The following is a 20,680-nucleotide window of genomic DNA, read 5'->3' as shown; positions in this document are numbered from 1 at the left end:
CTCGATATAGGTGCAAATAATGAGTAATACCACCCCTGATTTTCAAGCAGATGAATTTTTGTTGGACCATTATGTAGGCAAAACGCCACTGGTGCGTTTGCAGCGTCTGGCAAGTCACACTCAAGCTACAGTACTCGCGAAACTCGAAGGCAATAATCCGGCAGGTTCGGTGAAAGACCGCCCGGCCTATAATATGATCATGCAGGCGGAAAAACGCGGTCAGATCAAACCGGGTGATACCCTGATTGAGGCAACGAGTGGGAATACAGGGATTGCATTGGCCATGGTGGCTGCAATGCGTGGCTATAAAATGAAGCTCATTATGCCTGCAAGCTCAAGCCAGGAACGTAAAGATGCCATGCGTGCCTATGGTGCAGAGCTGATTGAATCTGAAAGTATGGAACATGCCCGTGATTTGGCACAGCAAATGGGAAAAGACGGCATCGGTCTGGTGTTGAACCAGTTTGGTAACCCGGATAATCTGGAAGCGCACTATTTGACTACGGGTCCTGAAATTTGGGAGCAAACCGGTGGCAAGATTACGCACTTTGTGAGTTCGATGGGCACGACAGGTACCATTATGGGTATTTCTAAATACCTCAAAGAACAAAACCCGAATGTGCAAATTGTCGGTTTACAACCTTCAGAAGGTTCAAATATTCCGGGTATCCGCCGTTGGCCGAAAGAGTATCTACCTACGATTTTTGATGCCAGCCGTGTTGATGAGATCATGGATATTCCGCAGATTGAAGCAGAGAAAACTGCACGTCAACTGGCACGTCTGGAAGGAATCAGTGCAGGCGTATCTTCTGGAGGGGCAGTATGGGCATCTCTCAGAATTGCTGAACAACACCCGGATGCAGTGATTGTATGCATTGTGTGTGACCGCGGTGACCGTTACTTGTCTACAGGGTTATTCTCTGTAGAAGATACTGAATAATTTCTGAGACCTATATATGCGCTTGCCTGTTTTAACTTTCGATATTGAAACCCAAACCGATCTCAAATCAGGGGCGCATCTGTTTGGTCTGGACTTGCCTGAGGCAGATCTGGATCAGGCGCTGACCAAATTACGCCGTCAGGATTCAGGTTCGGATTTTCAGCGTTTGCCGCTGCATGAAATTGTCTGTATTTCCGGTTTATGGATCGATGAGCAGGGCATGAAGCTGTTTTCGTTTAGCCGGGAACAGCATTCTGAAGCAGAAATTTTGAAAAAATTCTTGTCAATTTTTGACAAGCGCCATCCGACTCTAGTGAGTTGGAATGGCTCACAGTTTGATTTACCAGTAATTTTATACCGTGCCATGTATCATGGGCTCTCTGCACCGAGTCTGTTCGATCAGGGCGAAATTGATACGCAAAAGCGTTATAATAACTACCAGAATCGTTACCATCATCGTCATGTTGATTTGATGGATGTGATGGCCATGTTTCATGCCCGTCATTTCCAGAAGCTGGATGATGTGGCACATTTGCTGGGTTATCCAGGCAAACGCGGTGACGGCGTTTACCGTATACCCGAATATGTCCGCAATCAGCAATGGACCGAACTGACCTCTTATTGTGAAGGGGACGTTCTGAATACCTGGCTGGTGTATATCCGCTGGCTGTTACTAAAGGGACAGCTGTTGCTGCCTGATTATCAGCATCTGGTCCAAAGTACCATCCAGTATTTGCACACCCAGCCGCAACATGCAGAGTTTTTATCAGTCTGGCGTGAAACTTCACAACGCACTGAATTTACCCAATTTGATTTTCCCATCTCCACACCCTAGGTTTTCATGAAATATCGAGCACAAGCACGTCCTACCCAGCAACCCGAGTACATTTTTCAGGTTGAAGCACTTTCACATGAAGGACGTGGCATTGCTCACTATGGTTCGCATCCGGATCATCCGCTGGAAAAACATGGCAAGAAAGTCTTTATACGCTATGCCTTGCCAGGTGAAACCGTGCGTGCCCGCATTACCCGTGAAGTCAAAAAACTTGAAGAAGCTGACAGCCTTGAATTGCTGGGCGATGCTTCTGAAATTCGCGTGGAACCCATCTGCCCGCATTTTGGGTCTTGTGGCGGTTGCAATATGCAGCATATCGCGCCAGATGCCCAGATTGAGTTGAAACAGAATGTCTTAAAGTCACATTTACAGCATTTTGCTGGAATCCAGCCTAAGCAATGGCTGCTCCCCTTACGTTCACAACGTGAAGATTATCGTCGCAAGGCCCGAATCGGTGTGCGTTATCTGCCTTCCAAAAAACAGCTAGTGGTGGGCTTTCGTGAGAACCAGTCCAACAAACTGATCCCAATTGATCGCTGCATGATTCTGGATCGAGAGTTTGGTTCGGTTACGCGTCTTAAACAATTACTGCAAGGTCTTAACGGTAAGGCGGACATCGGTCATATAGAATTGGCGATGGGAGATCAAGAGATCGCACTGCTGGTGCGCGAAACTGCAAAATTATCTGCAGAAGATGTCAACCAATTGCGAGAATTTACGTTACAGAAAGGTTGGCAACTGTATGTTCAGCCTGCCGCTAAAGATGGGCTGTTGCGTATAGATCAGCCAGAGGACGCTGCACGCTTACACTATGGTCTTGATGACTTTGATGTAAAATTCGGTTTTAATCCACTGGACTTTACTCAGGTGAACTCAAGTATCAATCCGCAAATGGTGCGATTGGCATGTGATTTGCTACAACTGCAACAGGGAGAGCGGGTTTTAGATCTGTTCTGTGGATTAGGAAACTTTTCGTTGCCGCTTGCGCGCTGTGTTGGTGCATCGGGTCAAGTGATTGCAGTAGAGGGAAGTGAGGAAATGGTTCGACGTGGTGCGGAAAATGCCAAAAACAATGGTATTGCACAAATATCGTTCTATTCACAAGATTTAACCAAAGATTTCTCGCACCATGCTTGGGCAAATCAAGGTTTTGATGCATTATTAATCGACCCGCCACGTGCCGGCGCAGAAGAAGTAATGCACTATATTCCTAAGTTTGGAGCAAAAAGAATCGTTTATGTGTCATGTAATCCTGCGACACTCGCCAGAGATGCAGGACTATTGGCACAACAGGGCTATCGTCTCACCCGGGCGGGAGTGATGGATATGTTTACACATACTGGACATGTGGAATCAATCGCATTGTTCGAAAAAGAAAATCAAATAAACGATTAAAGAAATGATGTTTTTAAAAGTAGGAGAAGGGTATGGTCACAGTACGTGAGCAACTCCCTGGACGACTTAATGAGTTGTCGCAGGAGACGACTGTAGAACATGCCGAACAAGCACACCAGGATCTGACTGAATGGTTGGATCGGGTTCGTGGCATATTAGATGGCGCACCTTTAACGCAGCTCGAAGAAGTCGCCCACTTAACATTAGAAAGAGAGCTGCAAAGTACGGTCCAGCACCGCTCCAATACCTTTTATACCGGTATTGAGATGGCGGATATTCTAGCTCATCTGCATGTAGATGAAGATACTTTGTCCGCAGCCATGCTGTATCGTGCTGTTCGTGAAGGCGTCATGCCACTCGGTGAAGTACTGGAAAAGTTCGGCGAACAGGTGCATAGTCTGGTCAAAGGTACGCTTGCCATGGGTAAGCTGTCCGAGCTGATCGAAAAAAATAAGCGTCTGGAAGATCATTTTAACAATAACCAGCGCGAGCATCTGTCTGGCATTTACAAAATGCTGATCTCTGTCACCGAAGATGTGCGTGTCGTTCTGGTCAAGCTGGCCGAACGTACCTATGCGTTGCGTGAACTGGCCAATTCCTCGCGTGAGCGTCAGGAACGGGTTGCCCGAGAAATTCTGACCATTTACTCGCCACTGGCACACCGTTTAGGTATTGCCCAGCTAAAATGGGAGCTGGAAGATCTGGCTTTCCGTTATCTTGCGCCGGAACGTTATAAAGAAATTGCTTCCTTACTGAATGAAAAGCGTCTCGAGCGTGAACAGTATATTCAGTTTGTGATTGAAAAATTACGCAATGAATTGTCCGAGCATGGCATTGAAGCCGAAATTAACGGCCGGGTGAAGCACATTTATTCGATTTATCGGAAAATGAAAAGCAAGAACCTGAGCTTTGACCAGCTCTATGATATTCGTGCTTTACGGGTACTGGTGAAAAGTGTGCCGGAGTGTTACCACACTTTAGGTATTGTGCATCAGATCTGGCGCCACATTCCGCATCAGTTTGACGACTATATTACCAATCCGAAAGCCAATGGCTATCGCTCCCTGCATACTGCGGTCATTGCCGAGAACAAGTCACTTGAAGTGCAGATTCGTACCCATGCAATGCATGAGGAAGCTGAACTTGGAGTATGTTCACACTTTAATTATAAAGAAGGTGCAAAAACCACAGATCGCTCCTTTAACCATCGTCTGCATTCCTTGCGTGCGGTGCTTGAGCATTATCAAGAACGTAATGAAAGCAGTGCACATAAAGAATCTGAAGATGAAATAGAGAATTTTGAACATATTCAAGATTTCGAAGGTTTTGAAAAGATCTATGTGTTTAGCCGTGATGGTGATATCAAAGAGCTGCCGCGTGATTCGACGGTGCTGGACTTTGCTTATCATGTGCATACCGAAGTCGGGAACAAGTGCTATGCCGCACGGGTAAATCAGCGCTATGTGCCGCTGACCTATACTTTGAAAACTGGTGAACAGGTCGAGATTCTGACCAAAAAAGACCGGGAACCGAACCGAGACTGGCTGGTTAATTCGCTGGGTTATATCAAAACTGCCCGTGCGCGGGACAAGCTGCGCCACTGGTTCCGCCAGCAAGATCGCAGCAAGAATCTGGAAGTTGGCCGTGAAGTACTGAACAAGGAACTATCACGTCTGGCAATTCACCCGAAATCGATTGATCTGAATGATTATTGTAGTCACTTCAATGTCAAAACTGGCGATGACATTCTGGTCAATCTGGTCAATGGTGATATCAGCCTGCATGCCCTGATTAATCAGGTGAACCGTCACATGCATCTGGATCAGGATGAGCCTGAGCTGGTGCTGAAACCTGCCCTGAACCCGCGTGCCAGTCATACGCTGTCAGCGCACGGTATTCTGATTGATGGTCTGGATAACGTGGAATTGCATATTGCCCAATGTTGCCAACCCGTGCATGGCGAATCGATTGCCGGCTATATCACTTTGAATCGGGGGGTTAGCATCCATAAGGTCGCTTGTCCGGACTATGTGCGTATGATTTCTCAAGAGCCTGAACGTGCGGTAGAAGCAGACTGGGAAATGCAGCCAACCCGTGGTCAGAGCGTACAGATTGTGGTGGAAGCTTATGATCGACGCGGCTTGCTGAAGGATCTGACCCAAGTCATTTTCTCGGATCAGATCAACATCCGTCAGGTCAATACCATTTCGGAGGCGGACGGTATTGCCAATATGAAGCTGTTGATTGAAGTCAAAGGTCTGGCACAACTTTCCAAACTTTTGGCCCGTCTTGAACAACAACCGGGAATTATCAGTGCACGTCGTCTGGTGCAAGGTACTTAATTTCCATTATGTAAGTTTAAAAAGCCTGCAATTCAATTGCGGGCTTTTTTATTGTAATCTAACTAAATCATATGCATAAAAAATAGACCAGCAGACCGAGATGAGTGTGACTGAAATATTTGAACGTAGACGGAATAACTTGGCCAAGGTCATTGATCTGTTGATCGAGACGCAGCAATTTAAAACTGGCAAAGAGATCTGTGAGCATTTCGGCTTGTCTGCGTCATATATCGCACAATTACTGAATAGCAAACGCCAGATCGGCGAGAAAGCAGCAAGAGAGTTGGAGCAACAACTGGGTCTCAATGCTTTAATCCTGGACCAGTCAGCTGAACCCAAAGTAGAGTTATCTCCACTTTCAGAGCACGGCAGACTATTTCAGATGCAGGTGGTGCAACAGCAGGCATTCGCACTTATTCCTATAGATTCAGCGCTCTCATTCAATCTGGATATTTTTCATCTGCAAGTACAGCATTACGCGATTCAGGTAGCAGGACCGTATTATGTCCCCAGCTTAAAACCGGGCTGGTGGCTGATCTGTGACAAACAGGTAGAGGTGTCCGGATCGGATATTCTTTGTGTGTATCTGCTCAATGGCTTGCAACTTGTTTTGCAACTGGTCAGTGATGCTCAGGATTATTATGAATTTCAAAGTCTGGATGAACACCGACAGGTGATTTTCCAAAAAACTGATATTGAGAAAATTCATCCCGTCATTGCGATTCTTCCCACGGCCAGTATGTTCAAATAGCAGAAATAATTCAGCCCATCATAAGACGGGCTGAACGATGAACATGCAAATAGAACTGATTATGGAATCGGGTTCTCGTCTTCAAATTCTGGCTTCACCTGAACAATAAAGTCCTGACGGTTTAGACCACGCCACAAGGCAAAGGCCGTACCGATATAGATGGACGAATAGGTCCCGACAAAGACACCGACAAACATCGCGATCGAGAACCATTTCAGACCATCACCGCCTATCAGCATCATGGCAAGCACCACCAGCAATAAGGTCATAGAAGTATGAATGGTACGACGCAAGGTTTCAGTCAGGGCGATGTTGACAATTTCGACCGGTTCTGCACCACGAATTTTACGGAAGTTCTCACGGATACGGTCAGAGACCACGATATTATCGTTGAGCGAGAAACCGATGATCGCTAGGAGTGCTGCAAGTACAGTCAGGTCAAATGGCCACTGCATCATCGCAAAAATCCCAAGGGTGACGATAATGTCATGGAATAGCGACAATACTGCACCCATGGCCAGTTTGAACTCAAAGCGGATGGTGACATAGACCAGCATCAGCAGGAGCGCCAGTGCTACAGCACCAGCAGAACGCACATAAAGCTCGTTACCTACCTGACCACCGACGACATCGACCTTTGGTACTTCTGCCGGATTATTTGGCAATTGAGCCGCTGCTGTAACCGCTAGAGTCAAGTCTTCAGCTTCGATATCGTCTTGTACGGGCATACGCACCATCAGATCACGTTCTGAACCGAGGGTTTGAACCACGGCATCATTAAAACCGGCTTTGCTGAGTGCTTGGGAAACCTGTTCCGGTTTGACCGGATTGGCATAATTCAGTTCAGCTGCCACACCACCGGTAAAGTCCAGACCGAGGTTTAGACCTTTGGTGGCAATAAAGAAGATACTCGCAACCGTTAAGAGGATTGAAAACAATGCCGCAGGCATTGCAATCTTCATAAACGGGATAATGCGTTCGTCTTCCGGGCGACCATACTGTTTTTGATCCAGTTGAGTATTTTCAGTCATCATTGATCTCCTTAAATGCTCAACTTTTTCAAGTTACGTTTTTTGCCATAAATGATCTGTACGATTGCACGTGTTACTGTAATGGCAGTAAACATCGAGCAGACAATACCAATCATTAAGGTCACGGCAAAGCCTTTGATCGGACCTGTACCAATCGCGAACAGAATGAATGCTACCAGGAAGGTGGTCAAGTTCGAGTCAAAAATGGTGTTATAGGCCCGGTCATAACCGGCCACAATCGCCTGTTTTGGCGAAGCTCCCCATTTCATTTCTTCGCGTATTCGCTCACAGATCAGTACGTTGGCATCGACCGCCATACCAATGGTAATCACAATACCGGCAATACCCGGCAAGGTCAGGGAAGCACCAATCCAGGACATGACAGTCAGAATCATGGCCAGGTTGAATATCAGGGCAAAGTTGGCAATCAGGCCAAACACGCGGAAGAACACCACCATCCAGATGGCAACCAAGAGGAAACCGATTTGAGTTGAAAGCACCCCTTTGTCGATATTCTCTTGACCCAGACTTGGACCAATCACACGTTCTTCAACAAAGTACATTGGCGCAGCCAACGCACCTGCACGAAGCATTAATGCAAGTTCAGCCGCTTCCTGTGGCGAGTCCAGACCGGTAATACGGAACTGAGAGCCTAATACCGCCTGAATGGTCGCAGCATTAATCACGACAGCTTCAGTATATGGCGTACGGACTTCAGTTTGAGTGCCAGTTGCCGGGTCTTCCACATAGTTAATGCGCTGTTTGTTTTCGATGAACAGCACTGCCATACGTTTACCAACCGCATTACGGGTCGCATCCGACATCAGCTTGCCGCCTGCGCTGTCCAGCGTAATGTTCACTTCTGCACCGCCAGTGTCCTGGCTAAAACCACTGGATGCATTTTGAACACGTTCACCAGTTAAAATACGGTTACGGTTCAGAAGGAGCTGACGACCACTGTCCAGTGATTCATAGGCAAAGACTTCTGTGCCCGGTGGTAATGCACCTGTAGCCTGACCGGTATATGGATCGATGTATTGATCATTTAGGTCAGATACCAGACGGAACTCGAGATTCGCGGTACGGCCCAGGACACGTTTCGCTTCAGCTGTATCCTGCACACCCGGAAGCTCAACCACAATACGGTTACTGCCTTGGGTTTGAACCAGTGCTTCAGCCACCCCTAACTCGTTAATACGGTTACGTAAGGTGGTTAAGTTCTGGTTGACTGCATAAGATTCAATTTCTTGCTTACGCACATCGGTATAGTTCAGACGTAAGGTCGAACCGGTACTGGTTGCAACAGCCTGCTGGGTAAACTCATTGCCGTTACGGCGCAAGAAGTCCATCACTGCAGCACGATCATCATTGTTGGCAAACTGCATCACAATGGTGTTGTTGCTTAAAGTCAGGCTATTAAATTTCAGGTTGTTATCACGTAACTGACGACGGAGATCCGTCGCAGAGGTTTCCATACGCTGGGCAATGGCCTTGTCCATATCCACTTCAAGCAAGAAGTGAACACCACCACGTAAATCCAGACCAAGCTTCATTGGCTTGGCACCAATTTTTTGCAGCCATTCTGGGGTGGTTGGGGCGAGGTTAAGTGCAACCACGTACTCATCACCTAAACCACGACGTAAAGCTTCTTTGGCTTTAAGTTGCGCTTCACTTGAATCTACACGTAATAGGGCCGCATTGTTGCTAAAGCTATTGTCATGAGTGGCAATATTTTCAGTTTTTAAAATTTGCTCTGCTTTTTGTACGATGCTTGCATCAATTTGAGTACCGGCTTTGGCACCCGAAATCTGTACAGCAGGTTCATCTGGATACAAACTTGGCAGGGCATATAAAGTACTGATCACCAGAACAACCAGGATCAGTACATATTTCCATGCTGGGTAACGCATTCGTTTTCTTCTTAAAATGAAAAAGTCGTGCGAGGGCACGACTATTTTTGATTAAAGGTTATTTAAAGTGCCTTCAGGTAGAACTGAGATTACACTTGCACGTTGAACTTTGACTTCTACACCGCGGCTCAATTCAACCACTGCGAAGTCACCTTCAATCTTGGTGATCTTGCCCATTAATCCGCCTGCAAATACTACTTCACTGCCAACGCCCAGACTTTCAACCAAAGCACGGTGTTCTTTGGCACGTTTAGATTGAGGACGCCAGATCAAGAAATAGAAGATTGCAATAAAAACAGCAATCATCAAAAGGTTCGCTATCATGCTTGGTTGTTGTGCAGCTTCACCTGCAGCGTGAGCAGTCGAAATAAAAAGGCTCATTACATTTTCCTAAAATAAAAAAACTGGTGATCAACTGGATAATAAATTGACATATTCCTGCAATTTACATTGTCTTTTTCCTCAGCGCAAATGCTGATGGATTAATCTTGCGGACAAGGTGGCACTTCCAGACCACGGCGGGTATAAAAGTCATGGACAAATTCGTCAAATGTACCGTTGTCTAATGCATCACGCATGGCTTCAGTCAAACGCAGGTAATAGCGCAGATTATGAATCGTACCGAGCATCGAGCCGAGCATTTCCCCACATTTCTCAAGATGGAATAAATAGGCACGGGTAAAATTCTGGCAGGTATAACAGTCGCAATGCGGATCGAGTGGACTCTGGTCATGACGATATTTGCTGTTACGGATCCGCACCAAGCCGTCTGTCACAAAATAGTGACCGTTACGTGCATTTCGGGTTGGCATCACGCAGTCAAACATATCGACACCGCGACGCACCGCTTCCACAATGTCTTCTGGCTTACCGACACCCATTAGATAACGCGGTTTATCTGCCGGCATTTTTTCTGGAAGATAATCCAGTACCTTGATCATTTCCTCTTTTGGCTCGCCCACGGACAGACCGCCAATCGCATAACCATCAAAGTCGATTTCTAGCAGGCCTTTTAAAGATTCATCACGTAAATCTTCATACATGCCGCCCTGAATAATACCGAATAAAGCATTCCGGTTTTTCAGTACGTCATGATGCTGGGTTTTACAGCGTTTCGCCCAGCGCAAAGACAGCTGCAACGATTTTTGCGCTTCTTCATGTGTGGCCGGATAGGGTGTGCATTCATCAAAAATCATCACAATGTCAGAGTTCAGCGTGTGCTGAATATCCATTGAAATTTCAGGAGATAAAAATACTTTTGAACCGTCGATTGGTGAACGGAAGGTTACGCCTTCTTCTTTGATTTTACGCATTGCGCCCAGACTGAAAACCTGGAAGCCGCCTGAATCGGTCAGAATAGGATTGTTCCACTTCATGAATTCATGCAGGCCGCCATGTTCACGAATCACATCAAGGCCTGGACGTAAATACAAATGGAAAGTGTTGCCCAGAATGACCTGAGACTTGATCTCTTTGACATCACGCGGCAACATGCCTTTGACCGTACCATAAGTACCGACAGGCATGAACATTGGAGTTTCTACCACACCATGTTCAAGCGTCAAACGACCACGACGGGCACGACCGGATTGCGCTAACTTTTCAAACTTCATAGGAGTTCCACATCAAGGCGAAAAAACAGTTCGCTGATTGTTCAATGTAAAGGGCGCTATTTTCCTTGATTCTTATGCTAAACGCCAGCATTGTAGAGCATTCGCTCTGTAATTTTATTTATCGATTAATAAATGAAAGATCAGGTGAAATGCGTAAGTTCACAGAAAGCTGCGATAAAGAGCAAATAATCTCTTCCCGGATCAAGGTGCTGCTCATTCAGTGAAAGTTCGGACGGTAATCAAAATTCTGGGTCACACTTTGATCGCGGAAAGGGCGTACCACTTTTTTTCTGAGCAGCATATTGTTAATGATGTTGTGCGGAAAAATCTGGATCTGGTTATTAAACAGCTCGACATTACGGTTATAAATGGTAATCGCAGCACCGACATTTTCATTCTGTTCTTCAATTTCAGCCATCATTTTCAGATAAATATCATTGGCTTTCAGCTCCGGATAATTTTCAATCACCACATTCAGGCTATGCATCAGCTGTTTATTCAGGCTTTCAATGCGCTGTAACTGTCCAATGTCAGCATCCTTGATATTCAGGTTCATGATGTTTTGACGCAGCTCGGTCACTTTTTCTAGCGTGCCTTTTTCGAAACTCGAGTATTGTTCAACCAGTGGTTGCAGCCCGTCCAGAATTTTCAGTTTTTGCCGTTCATAACTGGCAACATCTGACCAGGCCCGAATCGTGGCGTTATGATGACGGACAATACTGTTGCGGATCATGATAATGGCAACAATCACCAGAATCGGGATAATGACAAAAACAATAAATCCCATAAAAGCAGTCCCCAGAAAAATAATTATTTTAAAAACTGAACCAAGTCAGTTTGTAGTTTTTCCAATTCTACTAATTTAAACGTTCTCAGGTGTCCACGCAATGCAGAAATATCTTGGATATTTTGCTTGCGTTCAGGCGCATTAAAAATGTCATGTGGCCCTAAATAGCACAGCACACGTTGTTGGGGATGAAAAATAAGATCGCCTTCACGGTATTGGAAAAATTGACTTAATCGGAGCACAAAACCTGGACTAAGCTGTTTTGCCATTTGCATGGGATCTGTGCCATAAAATTTTAAACGCTGATTGGTGCGTATATCACTGCTATGCCAAGGATGGCGATAAGGTGAGGGGAAGGGACGTCTTGATGTGCTAATGGCAAGCCCTTGCACAGAGACATCAAAGACAAATGCACCCCACAAATTTTTATGTTGTTCAATGAGTTTGACGGTATTGCCATTTTTATCAATGGTTTTAATTTCATCTACATAGTGGTATTCAAACAACAAGACTTGGTGTTCTTGTTCATTTTCATCTAACCATGTGGTACTGGCATAACGTGAGATGTCATTGCGTAATGAGCCACGTTCAAAAACAGGAAAAAGGCGTTTTAAATTGCCAATAAATTGCCGAGGATTAAGTGGCATTGAAATATGTTGTGGCTGTTGTTGAAAGTGGAGGTGATATTTATGTGTCAGCACACGTTCTTCTAAATAATCAATTACATCATTGATGTAGCACTCTTGCTCATAAATCAGATAGGCCCAAAACAACATGCCAAAACCCAAGGCAAAATTGCATTGCAGCCAGAAATTGTGCGGTGCAATGATAAGGCTGAATACTTGCATCAAACCAAAGAGTGCCAAGAACCACGGTAGGGTGTTTTCAAATTTTAGAGAAATTGAGCCTTGCCATGGATGCAAGCCATTAAGAATGTCCTGATGGCTTTTGGCATCACTCGATAAGTGCCACAGCCGATCGATATTTTTAAACACCACTGCATTTTTCTTGCGGCGAATATGAATGGACTGCTGTACAGACTCGATCGGCATGGGCAATAGCTCTCAGTTATTTCACCTGATCAATCAGCATGGCATCGCCATAACTGAAGAAGCGATACTTGCTGTCTACCGCATGCTTGTAAGCATCCAGAATATTGTCACGGTTAGATAAGGCAGATACCAGCATTAACAGGGTTGATTCTGGAAGATGGAAGTTGGTAATCAAACGATCGACGACTTTGAACTGATAACCCGGATAGATGAAAATCTGGGTATCACCGGTCCAGCCTTTGAGTTCACCGCCATTGGCCTGAGCTGCACTTTCAGTTGCGCGTGTGGCTGTGGTACCTACAGCAATCACTTTATTGCCACGTTCTTTGGTGGCTTTAATCAGCTCCATAGATGCATCAGACACTTGGCACCATTCGCTGTGCATGATGTGATTTTCAATATCGCTGGTGCGCACCGGTAAAAATGTACCTGCGCCAACATGCAAGGTTACGAAAGTTTTTTGAATGCCTTTTTCTCCCAGCTTTTTCAATAAATCTTCGTCAAAGTGCAATGATGCGGTCGGGGCGGCAACACTGGCAATTTTAGTCGGGTCGTTAAAGACAGTTTGATAGCGTTCTGTATCAATTGCCTCTGCTTCACGGTTAAAGTAAGGTGGAATAGGCAGGGCGCCGTATTGATCCAGCACATCTAGAATCGGTTGAGAAAATTCAACAATAAACAGGTTTTCATGACGGCCTTGTACGGTTACTGTCACTGCATCGGGTCCGATAAATAGTTCTGCACCTGCTTTAGGTGAGTTGCTAGCTTTGATATGACAGTGTGCAATGAACTGATCCATCATACGTTCAACAAGAACTTCGACTGCACCCCCTGAGGCACGTTTACCTTTGAGGCGGGCTTTCATCACTTTAGTATCGTTTAGTACCAATAAGTCGCCTTCATTCAGTAAATCGAGAATGTCAGTAAACTGATGGTCATGATATTGGCCTTGGGCATCGAGGTGAAGCAGACGGGAGGCACTACGGGTTTCCAGTGGATAACGAGCAATCAGCTCATCGGGGAGATCAAAATTAAAATCAGAAAGTTGCATGATGATTTACGCTAAAAAAACTGCGGCTAGTATAAACTTTTTTCTTTTTTATGGCGGGAATTGCTCGATTTTAATACGAAAAAATGCCATTTGTTTTAAAATTAAACAAATGTAAATATTCTGCGTTGACAGTGCTGAGAAATCGCGTATTATACCTTTCATCCACTCCCGAGGTGGTGAAATTGGTAGACGCGGCGGACTCAAAATCCGCTGTCAGAGATGACGTGTCGGTTCGAGTCCGACCCTCGGGACCAAAATTCTAAAAAACCCCAAGCATATTCAGTCTTGGGGTTTTTTATTGCCTGAAATTTATAAAAATTAAAATGATGCATCATTTCAACTGTACCTTTTAAATTGTTTGTGTTTTGGAATATCCGATTACTTTGGCAAATAAGTACCTGCATAAATCCCTAGGTGAAAAACTCAAGATATAAAAAAACCGGCCCCAAGGACCGGTTTTTTAAATCATCTTTAAGCTTTCATGCGATTACGCAGCAAAAGACTCAAGGATTGAGTTTAATGTAGCGCTTGGACGCATTACTGCACCCACTTTCGCTGGATCTACTGCGTAGTAACCACCGATGTCTACAGATTTACCTTGAACTTCGTTCAGCTCAGCAATAATCTTCGCTTCGTTGTCAGCAAGTGCTTGTGCAATCGGCGCAAATTTCGCTTTAAGTTCAGCATCTTCGTCTTGAGCAGCCAGTGCTTCAGCCCAGAATTTAGCAAGGTAGAAATGGCTGCCACGGTTGTCTAGTTCACCAGTACGGCGTGAAGGAGACTTGTCGTTGTCAAGAAGTTGACCTGTTGCCTGGTCAAGTGTCTTCGCAAGAAGTTTCGCACGTGCGTTGTCTTCTTTGATGCCAAGCTCTTCAAGAGATACAGCAAGAGCCAAGAACTCACCTAAAGAATCCCAACGTAAGTGGTTTTCTTCTACAAGCTGTTGTACGTGTTTAGGCGCAGAACCGCCTGCACCTGTTTCGTACATGCCGCCACCAGCCATCAAAGGCACGATAGAAAGCATTTTCGCAGAAGTGCCCAGTTCCATAATTGGGAACAGGTCTGTCAGGTAGTCACGCAGGATGTTACCGGTTACAGAAATGGTATCTAAGCCACGCGCAACACGCTCAAGTGTGTAGCGCATCGCACGTACTTGAGACATAATCTGGATGTCTAGACCGTCAGTGTCGTGATCTTTCAAGTAAGTTTGAACTTTCTTGATCAATTCGTTTTCGTGTGGACGGTACGGGTCTAACCAGAAGATTGCTGGCATGCCAGAGTTACGTGCACGCGTTACAGCAAGTTTCACCCAGTCGCGGATCGGTGCGTCTTTCACCTGACACATACGCCAGATGTCGCCTTGCTCCACGTTTTGAGACATCAACACTTCGCCAGTTTCAAGGTCAGTGATGTTTGCAACACCTGCTGCTGGAATTTCGAAAGTCTTGTCGTGTGAACCGTATTCTTCAGCTTTTTGAGCCATCAAACCAACGTTAGGCACAGTACCCATCGTACGTGGGTCGAAATTGCCGTTCCACTTACAGAAGTTGATCATTTCCTGGTAAATACGCGCGAATGTAGATTCAGGCATTACCGCTTTACAGTCATAAGGCTTGCCATCGGCACCCCACATTTTACCGCCAGTACGGATCATTGCAGGCATAGATGCATCTACAATAACGTCGTTTGGAGAATGGAAGTTGGTGATGCCTTTTGCTGAGTCAACCATCGCAAGAGCAGGACGGTGTTCTTGACACGCATGTAAATCTTCGATGATTTCTTCACGTAAAGAAGTCGGAAGCGTTTCGATTTTTTCGTAAAGACCCGCCATACCGTTGTTCACGTTAATGCCGAGTTCGTCGAATAGTTTCGCATGCTTTTCAAACGCGTCTTTGTAGTAAATCTTCACACAGTGACCGAATACGATCGGGTGTGAAACTTTCATCATGGTCGCTTTAACGTGTAAAGAGAACAAGATGCCAGCTTCTTTACAATCTTCTAATTCTTTTTCATAGAAGTCGCAAAGTGCTTTTTTGCTCATGAACATTGAATCGATGATTTCGCCGTCTAGAAGCGCAACTTTTGGCTTAAGAACGATGGTTTCACCAGAGGTAGTGATCAATTCCATTTTCACATTGCGTGCACGGTCTAAAGTCATTGACTTTTCACCATGGTAGAAGTCGCCTTCTTGCATGTGAGAAACGTGAGTTTGTGACCAAGGCTTCCATTCACCCATAGAATGTGGGTGTTTTTTCGCGTAGTTTTTAACTGCAGCTGGTGCACGACGGTCAGAGTTACCTTCACGTAGAACAGGGTTAACTGCTGAACCTAAACATTTGCTGTAACGTACTTTAAGTGCCTGTTCTTCTTCAGTTGCCGGATTCTCAGGATAGTCAGGAATCGCATAGCCTTTCGATTGAAGTTCTTTGATACAAGCAGTCAGCTGCGCAACTGACGCACTGATATTCGGGAGTTTGATAATGTTCGTGTCTGGATCTTGTGTAAGACGACCTAGTTCTGCGAGGTTGTCAGTTACCTTTTGCTCATCGCTGAGATAGTCAGAGAATTCTGCGAGCACACGTGCAGCTACAGAGATGTCAGTTTTAACAATCTCTACACCAGCAGGCTTAGTAAAGGTCTCAATGATCGGCAGCAGTGAGTAAGTCGCCAGTAGTGGCGCCTCATCAGTCAGTGTGTAAATGATTTGTGACTTTCCACCAGCCATATATAGCCCCTTGCGTTGGATTGAGTTTCTGAGGCCCGAACTTTTGGCTCAGCCTCGTTGAACCGATTTGCTTAAATAAAAACATTGAGAGTATCGTCCTTCAGCGCTTTTCAGTCAACGAAATATGCTTTCATATTGAAATTCGGGCGAAAATTCGTACAGATTTGTGCAGTTTAGCCGTGTTTATGTTTTGTACAAAAAACAATCCTTCTGTGGCTGCAAATCCCGATGTAAATGCTTGGAAATGAGCCACTAGCGAAATGTATCCCCTAAAAAAGACTTTTCTAGCCTGAGAGTGAATTGAGAAGGAATAAAGCTGATCTTGCATAGATAACGATTCCAGAACCTGTTTTGCATAAATTCATACCTCAGTCTGTCAATCTAGCTCTGGAAGATGACACCATAATTACAAAATGGCTTTGCGCTATACTGGTCGACATACATCCATTCATTTTGAAAGATCGACACGAATAAGGAAATACTATGCCCAGCCTGTTTATTGTGATGCTTGGTGGCCGTCATGCCCGTGCCAATACAGAAGTTCATGATGTGGTTCTGGCAGTAGGAGAGAGTCTGGAAGATACCTATCCGCAATTGAAAAATGCCTGGTTTGCGGAGCAGAAAGGTCTGCATATTGATGCCTGGGCAAAAATTAACGGGCTGGAGTTCGAGGGGAAATCCTATGCGCTGCAATTTACTGATGCTGCTCCGAACCAGGCCGATGAAAAACTTTGGCTGATTAATCTGGGTGGTTATGATCCACGCGAGTTTGGCGAGCTGCATCGTTATGTGCTGGTGGTTGCACAGAATGCCATGGTGGCTAAACAGCGCGGTAAAGCCTACTTCGCCCGGCACTGGCAAAAACAGCATACCGACAGTGTACTGGATGTAGATGACTGTCTTGCAATTGATCAGGTCTATGGCCGCTATGTCCAACTGGTAGAAGGCAGCTTTAGTGACAATCACTGGGAAAATACCTATCTCACCATTTAAAGTTGTCTATAAAAGAGAAAGTTTCTTCCGGCTGAAGGATTCGATAAGCGGTTTAAAAAATAACTTTATCAAAATTTAATAATTGGCATAATACTGTCAAGGAAAAAACAGTTTTGACTGAGATGGAATGTCTTAAATGGATTTAATTCAGGCAAATGGACAACCGCGTTATGGACGTTTCAAGGAGCTTCCAAAAAGTATTGACTATCAGGCATATCAATACAAGAATCCTTATGGCCATGTGCTGTCAGGCTGGCGTAAGCATCTAAAATATAAGAAATTCAAATTCTGTAGTATTCAGCACGAGCATTATACCATTGGACTGGCGATTGCCGATATTGCATGGGCAGGGCATGGCTTTGTTTATGTCTATAACCATATGAACAATGAAGTGCTGGAATGGAATGCGATTAATTTCCTGTCCCGTAACACTGTGCTGGATGAACAGCCGCTGTTTAATCATAGTTATTTTCACAAGTCACCTTTTCAGATCGATATCCAGCATGCCAACGGCGTGCGTTATATCAACGTCAGCAAATATGGTGAAATTAAACTCAGTGCCCGGATTTTCTGTGCTGGAACCGATCCACTGAGTATGTGCAGTCCGACTGGCATCAACGGCTGGACCTATACCCAGAAACTGACCACTTTGGGCTGTGAAGGCTTTTTCATTAACAAGCAGGGACAAACCATCCAGTTTAATGAACGCAGCTTTGCCTCATTAGATGATACGTGTGGCTTTTTACGCCCGGAAACCGCCTGGTTCTGGCTGTCCTGTAATTTCTGGGATGTGAACCATAACCGGATTGGGCTTAATCTGGCTTCGGGCGTGAATGAAAGTTTTGGCAACGAGAACTGTCTGTGGGTCAATGGAAAAATTTATCCACTGGCCGATGTGCTGTTCCAGCAGGAATCGGAAAACCAATGGACGATTCAGTCGCTGGATGAAAGATTGAATCTGATGGTCAGCACAGGCTGGCGCCGTTATGAAAATCTAAACCTGCGTCTGGTCGGGAGCCAGTTTAGTCAGTGGCAAGCCAAGGTTTCCGGAACGATTCAGCAAGATGATCAGGAAATTATTTTACTAAATGAATATGCCTTGCTTGAACAGCATTATGCCAAGTGGTAAATGTACAGGCATAAGACATAAAAAAAGCCTTCAATTTTGAAGGCTTTTTGATTTGAACTTAATCTTTGGCAGCCTGCCAGAAGGCTTCACCGGCCTGAATAGGATCATTGGTTTCGGCTAGAGTTTTTACCCAGACATCATATTGGGCAATGACCGGATGCTGGGAAGGATGGAAGTCTTTTTTAAACCAGTCCCGATATTGTGTACCCATACGGGTCAATTTCCCGTTACGGCCAAAAAACCAGGGCAGTCCTTTTAAGTTCATTTGCAAACGTTGTAATGGCGTGAATCCATCATGTTTAAGCATGATGTTGGCGCGGTATATGGTAAAGCTGAACATGAGCAGGGTAGTAATCACCAAGCTATATTTTCGCAGAAGCTCTGGAGTTTTTGCTACATCTTTCATCACATCAAAAGCCACATCACGATGTTCCATTTCTTCAATGGCATGCCATGCAAACATGGCACGAACAAAAGGATGGGCATCTCTTAACGTATCTTTCTGTCCAAAAAAAGTCTCGGCCATTAGCGCAGTCAGATGCTCTGCGGCAGCAGTTACCGCGATATTGTATTCAGGTGAGCGGTTTTTCAAGTCGTAATTCATCATGTAATTCAGGCGCTGAATGAACTGATCTACGGGCATGCCTTGCTCGCGCATCAGCTGATTCATTTTTTCATGGGTCATGCCATGCTGCGCTTCCTGACGAATAAAATCTGCAACACGCTGCTGCAGTTCCGGGTCTGTGATCTGATCGCGGAACAGGCGTACACTCTGAATAAAATAGCGCTCACCATCAGGAAAGGTCAGGCTCAGGGCATCGAACATGCGGGTCAGAAAGGGATCGCCGCCCAACCAGTAGCGTGGAATTTCATCCAGTTTAAAATCAAGCTGGGTCCGTACTACGGGCTTTATCAAAGATTTTAATACTGCATTCATCTTGTACGTTCTTTTTTATGATGATGCGAACAGTATGTCGGGGAATCCTGTAATTGTTTTGACATAGCTTGCCAATTTTTATACATTTTATGCCAAATGAAAATAAAACTGCTCAGACTAAAGCAGGCAGCGAGAAGTGCGCATGCAAGAAATTAAAATATCCAATGGTTATATTCAACTCTGGGCGACCTATCTGCGCGGTCTGCAAATTGAGCCTTTGGAAGCTGACTTTCTGCAAGAACTACATGAAGTGCTTGTCCCCCTGATTGATCAGCCTTTTGCCACACAAGTGCCTCTAGAATTATTGAATCAGCTTCTTTTAACAACCCGGCAGTATTTAAACTGTCCGCAGCTGATTTTCGAGATTGTACAAGTCATTCGCCCAGAACATTTTGGTGTGCTCGGTTATATGGCTTCGCGGAGCAGCAGCGTTGCGGAAATGATTTGCCATATCATGCGTTTTCAACGACTGGTGGTTGATGGCGGTGAGTTTGTACCTTTGCAGTTGAAGCAGCATGAATGCAGTATTGAATTATACTGGGCCTATCTGGACGAAAAATATAATCTGCTAAATGAACTGACCATGGCCGCGATGGTGCAGTTGGGACGTGTCATTTTACAGGATCATCAACTGTTAGTCCGTTGTGTACGCTTTGTCCATGCGCCCGATAGGGGACAAATGCATTATCAAAAGTTTTTCGCCAGCGAGGTGAAATTTTCCCAAGCCTACTACGGCATAGAACTGGATTTACAAGGACTGGCACATCGGTCTGAGCAGGCAGATCCTATGCTGTTACAGTTGCTGGTGCATCAGGCAGAACAGGCCATTGCAGCCAAGCCACTAGTTGAGAATCATCTGGAACAGGCCCAGCAAATGATTGCCGAACAGCTCCGTACCCGGCATCAGGCCATTAAAGTTGAACAGCTTGCCCGGCAGTTGCTGATGTCGACACGGAGTTTGCAACGCTTATTCAGCACACATGGCACCTCATTTAAAAAACTGCTGGAACAGCAGCGGATTAAACGTTGCGAGCTGCTGTTGCAACAGGGAATGGGGTTGAGCGAGATCGCTGAGCAGCTGGATTATTCTGACCAGTCGGCATTGGCACGGGCCTACAAGGCAGCCACCGGACAGACATTGTTAGAGCGCAAAAGGCAGTTACACCAACAGCGCAGCTAAAAAAAGCGA

The 20,680-nt window shown here is 45.3% G+C and carries 17 protein-coding genes and 1 tRNA gene; 9 read left to right on the top strand and 9 right to left on the bottom strand.

Annotated elements, in window-relative coordinates:
- Positions 1–19: 19 nt before the first annotated feature.
- The 5 genes from cysM (at position 20) to VXQ11_RS12350 (ending at position 6,263) form a co-directional block, all read left to right on the top strand.
- The gene (gene cysM / locus VXQ11_RS12370) at positions 20–940 is read left to right on the top strand and encodes a cysteine synthase CysM (protein ID WP_064101887.1); all 921 of its coding nucleotides are present in this window, start codon (positions 20–22) and stop codon (positions 938–940) included.
- A 16-nt stretch (positions 941–956) separates the two neighbouring features.
- Positions 957–1,775: a 3'-5' exonuclease gene (locus tag VXQ11_RS12365; protein WP_144725082.1), complete on the top strand. Its 819-nt coding sequence runs from the start codon at positions 957–959 to the stop codon at positions 1,773–1,775.
- A gap of 6 nt (positions 1,776–1,781) precedes the next feature.
- The gene (gene rlmD, locus VXQ11_RS12360; protein WP_064095208.1) at positions 1,782–3,170 is read left to right on the top strand and encodes a 23S rRNA (uracil(1939)-C(5))-methyltransferase RlmD; all 1,389 of its coding nucleotides are present in this window, start codon (positions 1,782–1,784) and stop codon (positions 3,168–3,170) included.
- A 32-nt stretch (positions 3,171–3,202) separates the two neighbouring features.
- Positions 3,203–5,512, top strand: a complete 2,310-nt coding sequence (locus VXQ11_RS12355) for a RelA/SpoT family protein (protein ID WP_064095207.1) — start codon at positions 3,203–3,205, stop codon at positions 5,510–5,512.
- Positions 5,513–5,612: 100 nt separating this feature from the next.
- Positions 5,613–6,263, top strand: coding sequence for a hypothetical protein (locus VXQ11_RS12350; RefSeq protein WP_416706151.1), 651 nt, complete (start codon positions 5,613–5,615; stop codon positions 6,261–6,263).
- A 59-nt stretch (positions 6,264–6,322) separates the two neighbouring features.
- On the opposite strand, the gene secF is transcribed toward VXQ11_RS12350, so the two are convergent.
- The 7 genes from secF to queA form a co-directional block, all read right to left on the bottom strand.
- Entirely contained in the window at positions 6,323–7,297 is a 975-nt protein-coding gene (gene secF / locus VXQ11_RS12345) for a protein translocase subunit SecF (RefSeq protein ID WP_171254909.1), read from the bottom strand.
- Between the two features lie 8 nt (positions 7,298–7,305).
- Entirely contained in the window at positions 7,306–9,204 is a 1,899-nt protein-coding gene (gene secD / locus VXQ11_RS12340) for a protein translocase subunit SecD (protein WP_064095204.1), read from the bottom strand.
- Between the two features lie 51 nt (positions 9,205–9,255).
- On the bottom strand, positions 9,256–9,585 hold the full coding sequence (gene yajC, locus VXQ11_RS12335) for a preprotein translocase subunit YajC (RefSeq protein WP_064095203.1): 330 nt from the start codon (positions 9,583–9,585) through the stop codon (positions 9,256–9,258).
- A 101-nt stretch (positions 9,586–9,686) separates the two neighbouring features.
- Positions 9,687–10,817, bottom strand: a complete 1,131-nt coding sequence (gene tgt, locus VXQ11_RS12330) for a tRNA guanosine(34) transglycosylase Tgt (protein WP_064101890.1) — start codon at positions 10,815–10,817, stop codon at positions 9,687–9,689.
- 217 nt (positions 10,818–11,034) lie between these two features.
- Entirely contained in the window at positions 11,035–11,604 is a 570-nt protein-coding gene (locus VXQ11_RS12325) for a LemA family protein (protein WP_064095201.1), read from the bottom strand.
- A gap of 23 nt (positions 11,605–11,627) precedes the next feature.
- Positions 11,628–12,656, bottom strand: a complete 1,029-nt coding sequence (locus VXQ11_RS12320; protein WP_064095200.1) for a hypothetical protein — start codon at positions 12,654–12,656, stop codon at positions 11,628–11,630.
- A 16-nt stretch (positions 12,657–12,672) separates the two neighbouring features.
- Complete coding sequence (gene queA / locus VXQ11_RS12315) at positions 12,673–13,707, bottom strand: tRNA preQ1(34) S-adenosylmethionine ribosyltransferase-isomerase QueA (protein WP_064095199.1); 1,035 nt, start codon at positions 13,705–13,707, stop codon at positions 12,673–12,675.
- 167 nt (positions 13,708–13,874) lie between these two features.
- Between queA and VXQ11_RS12310 the strand changes: the two genes are divergently transcribed.
- Positions 13,875–13,961 (top strand) — tRNA-Leu (locus tag VXQ11_RS12310).
- Between the two features lie 233 nt (positions 13,962–14,194).
- Here the strand turns inward: VXQ11_RS12310 and VXQ11_RS12305 are convergent.
- The gene (locus VXQ11_RS12305; RefSeq protein ID WP_064095198.1) at positions 14,195–16,432 is read right to left on the bottom strand and encodes an NADP-dependent isocitrate dehydrogenase; all 2,238 of its coding nucleotides are present in this window, start codon (positions 16,430–16,432) and stop codon (positions 14,195–14,197) included.
- Positions 16,433–16,915: 483 nt separating this feature from the next.
- Here VXQ11_RS12305 and VXQ11_RS12300 point away from each other — a divergent pair, with 483 nt between their 5' ends.
- Both VXQ11_RS12300 and VXQ11_RS12295 read left to right on the top strand, forming a co-directional pair.
- Complete coding sequence (locus VXQ11_RS12300) at positions 16,916–17,425, top strand: DUF1543 domain-containing protein (RefSeq protein WP_416706150.1); 510 nt, start codon at positions 16,916–16,918, stop codon at positions 17,423–17,425.
- 136 nt (positions 17,426–17,561) lie between these two features.
- Positions 17,562–18,554, top strand: a complete 993-nt coding sequence (locus VXQ11_RS12295; RefSeq protein WP_416706149.1) for a DUF2804 domain-containing protein — start codon at positions 17,562–17,564, stop codon at positions 18,552–18,554.
- A gap of 58 nt (positions 18,555–18,612) precedes the next feature.
- Here the strand turns inward: VXQ11_RS12295 and VXQ11_RS12290 are convergent, their stop codons facing one another.
- The gene (locus VXQ11_RS12290) at positions 18,613–19,491 is read right to left on the bottom strand and encodes a metal-dependent hydrolase (protein WP_064095195.1); all 879 of its coding nucleotides are present in this window, start codon (positions 19,489–19,491) and stop codon (positions 18,613–18,615) included.
- A 142-nt stretch (positions 19,492–19,633) separates the two neighbouring features.
- Here VXQ11_RS12290 and VXQ11_RS12285 point away from each other — a divergent pair, with 142 nt between their 5' ends.
- Complete coding sequence (locus VXQ11_RS12285; RefSeq protein ID WP_064095194.1) at positions 19,634–20,671, top strand: helix-turn-helix transcriptional regulator; 1,038 nt, start codon at positions 19,634–19,636, stop codon at positions 20,669–20,671.
- The last annotated feature ends 9 nt before the right edge of the window (positions 20,672–20,680 follow it).

This window comes from Acinetobacter sp. 197 (genome assembly GCF_048148385.1).
GTDB lineage: Bacteria > Pseudomonadota > Gammaproteobacteria > Pseudomonadales > Moraxellaceae > Acinetobacter > Acinetobacter pecorum.
The sequence above is the reverse complement of the archived record's forward strand: the minus strand, read 5'-3'. Positions and strand labels throughout refer to the sequence as shown.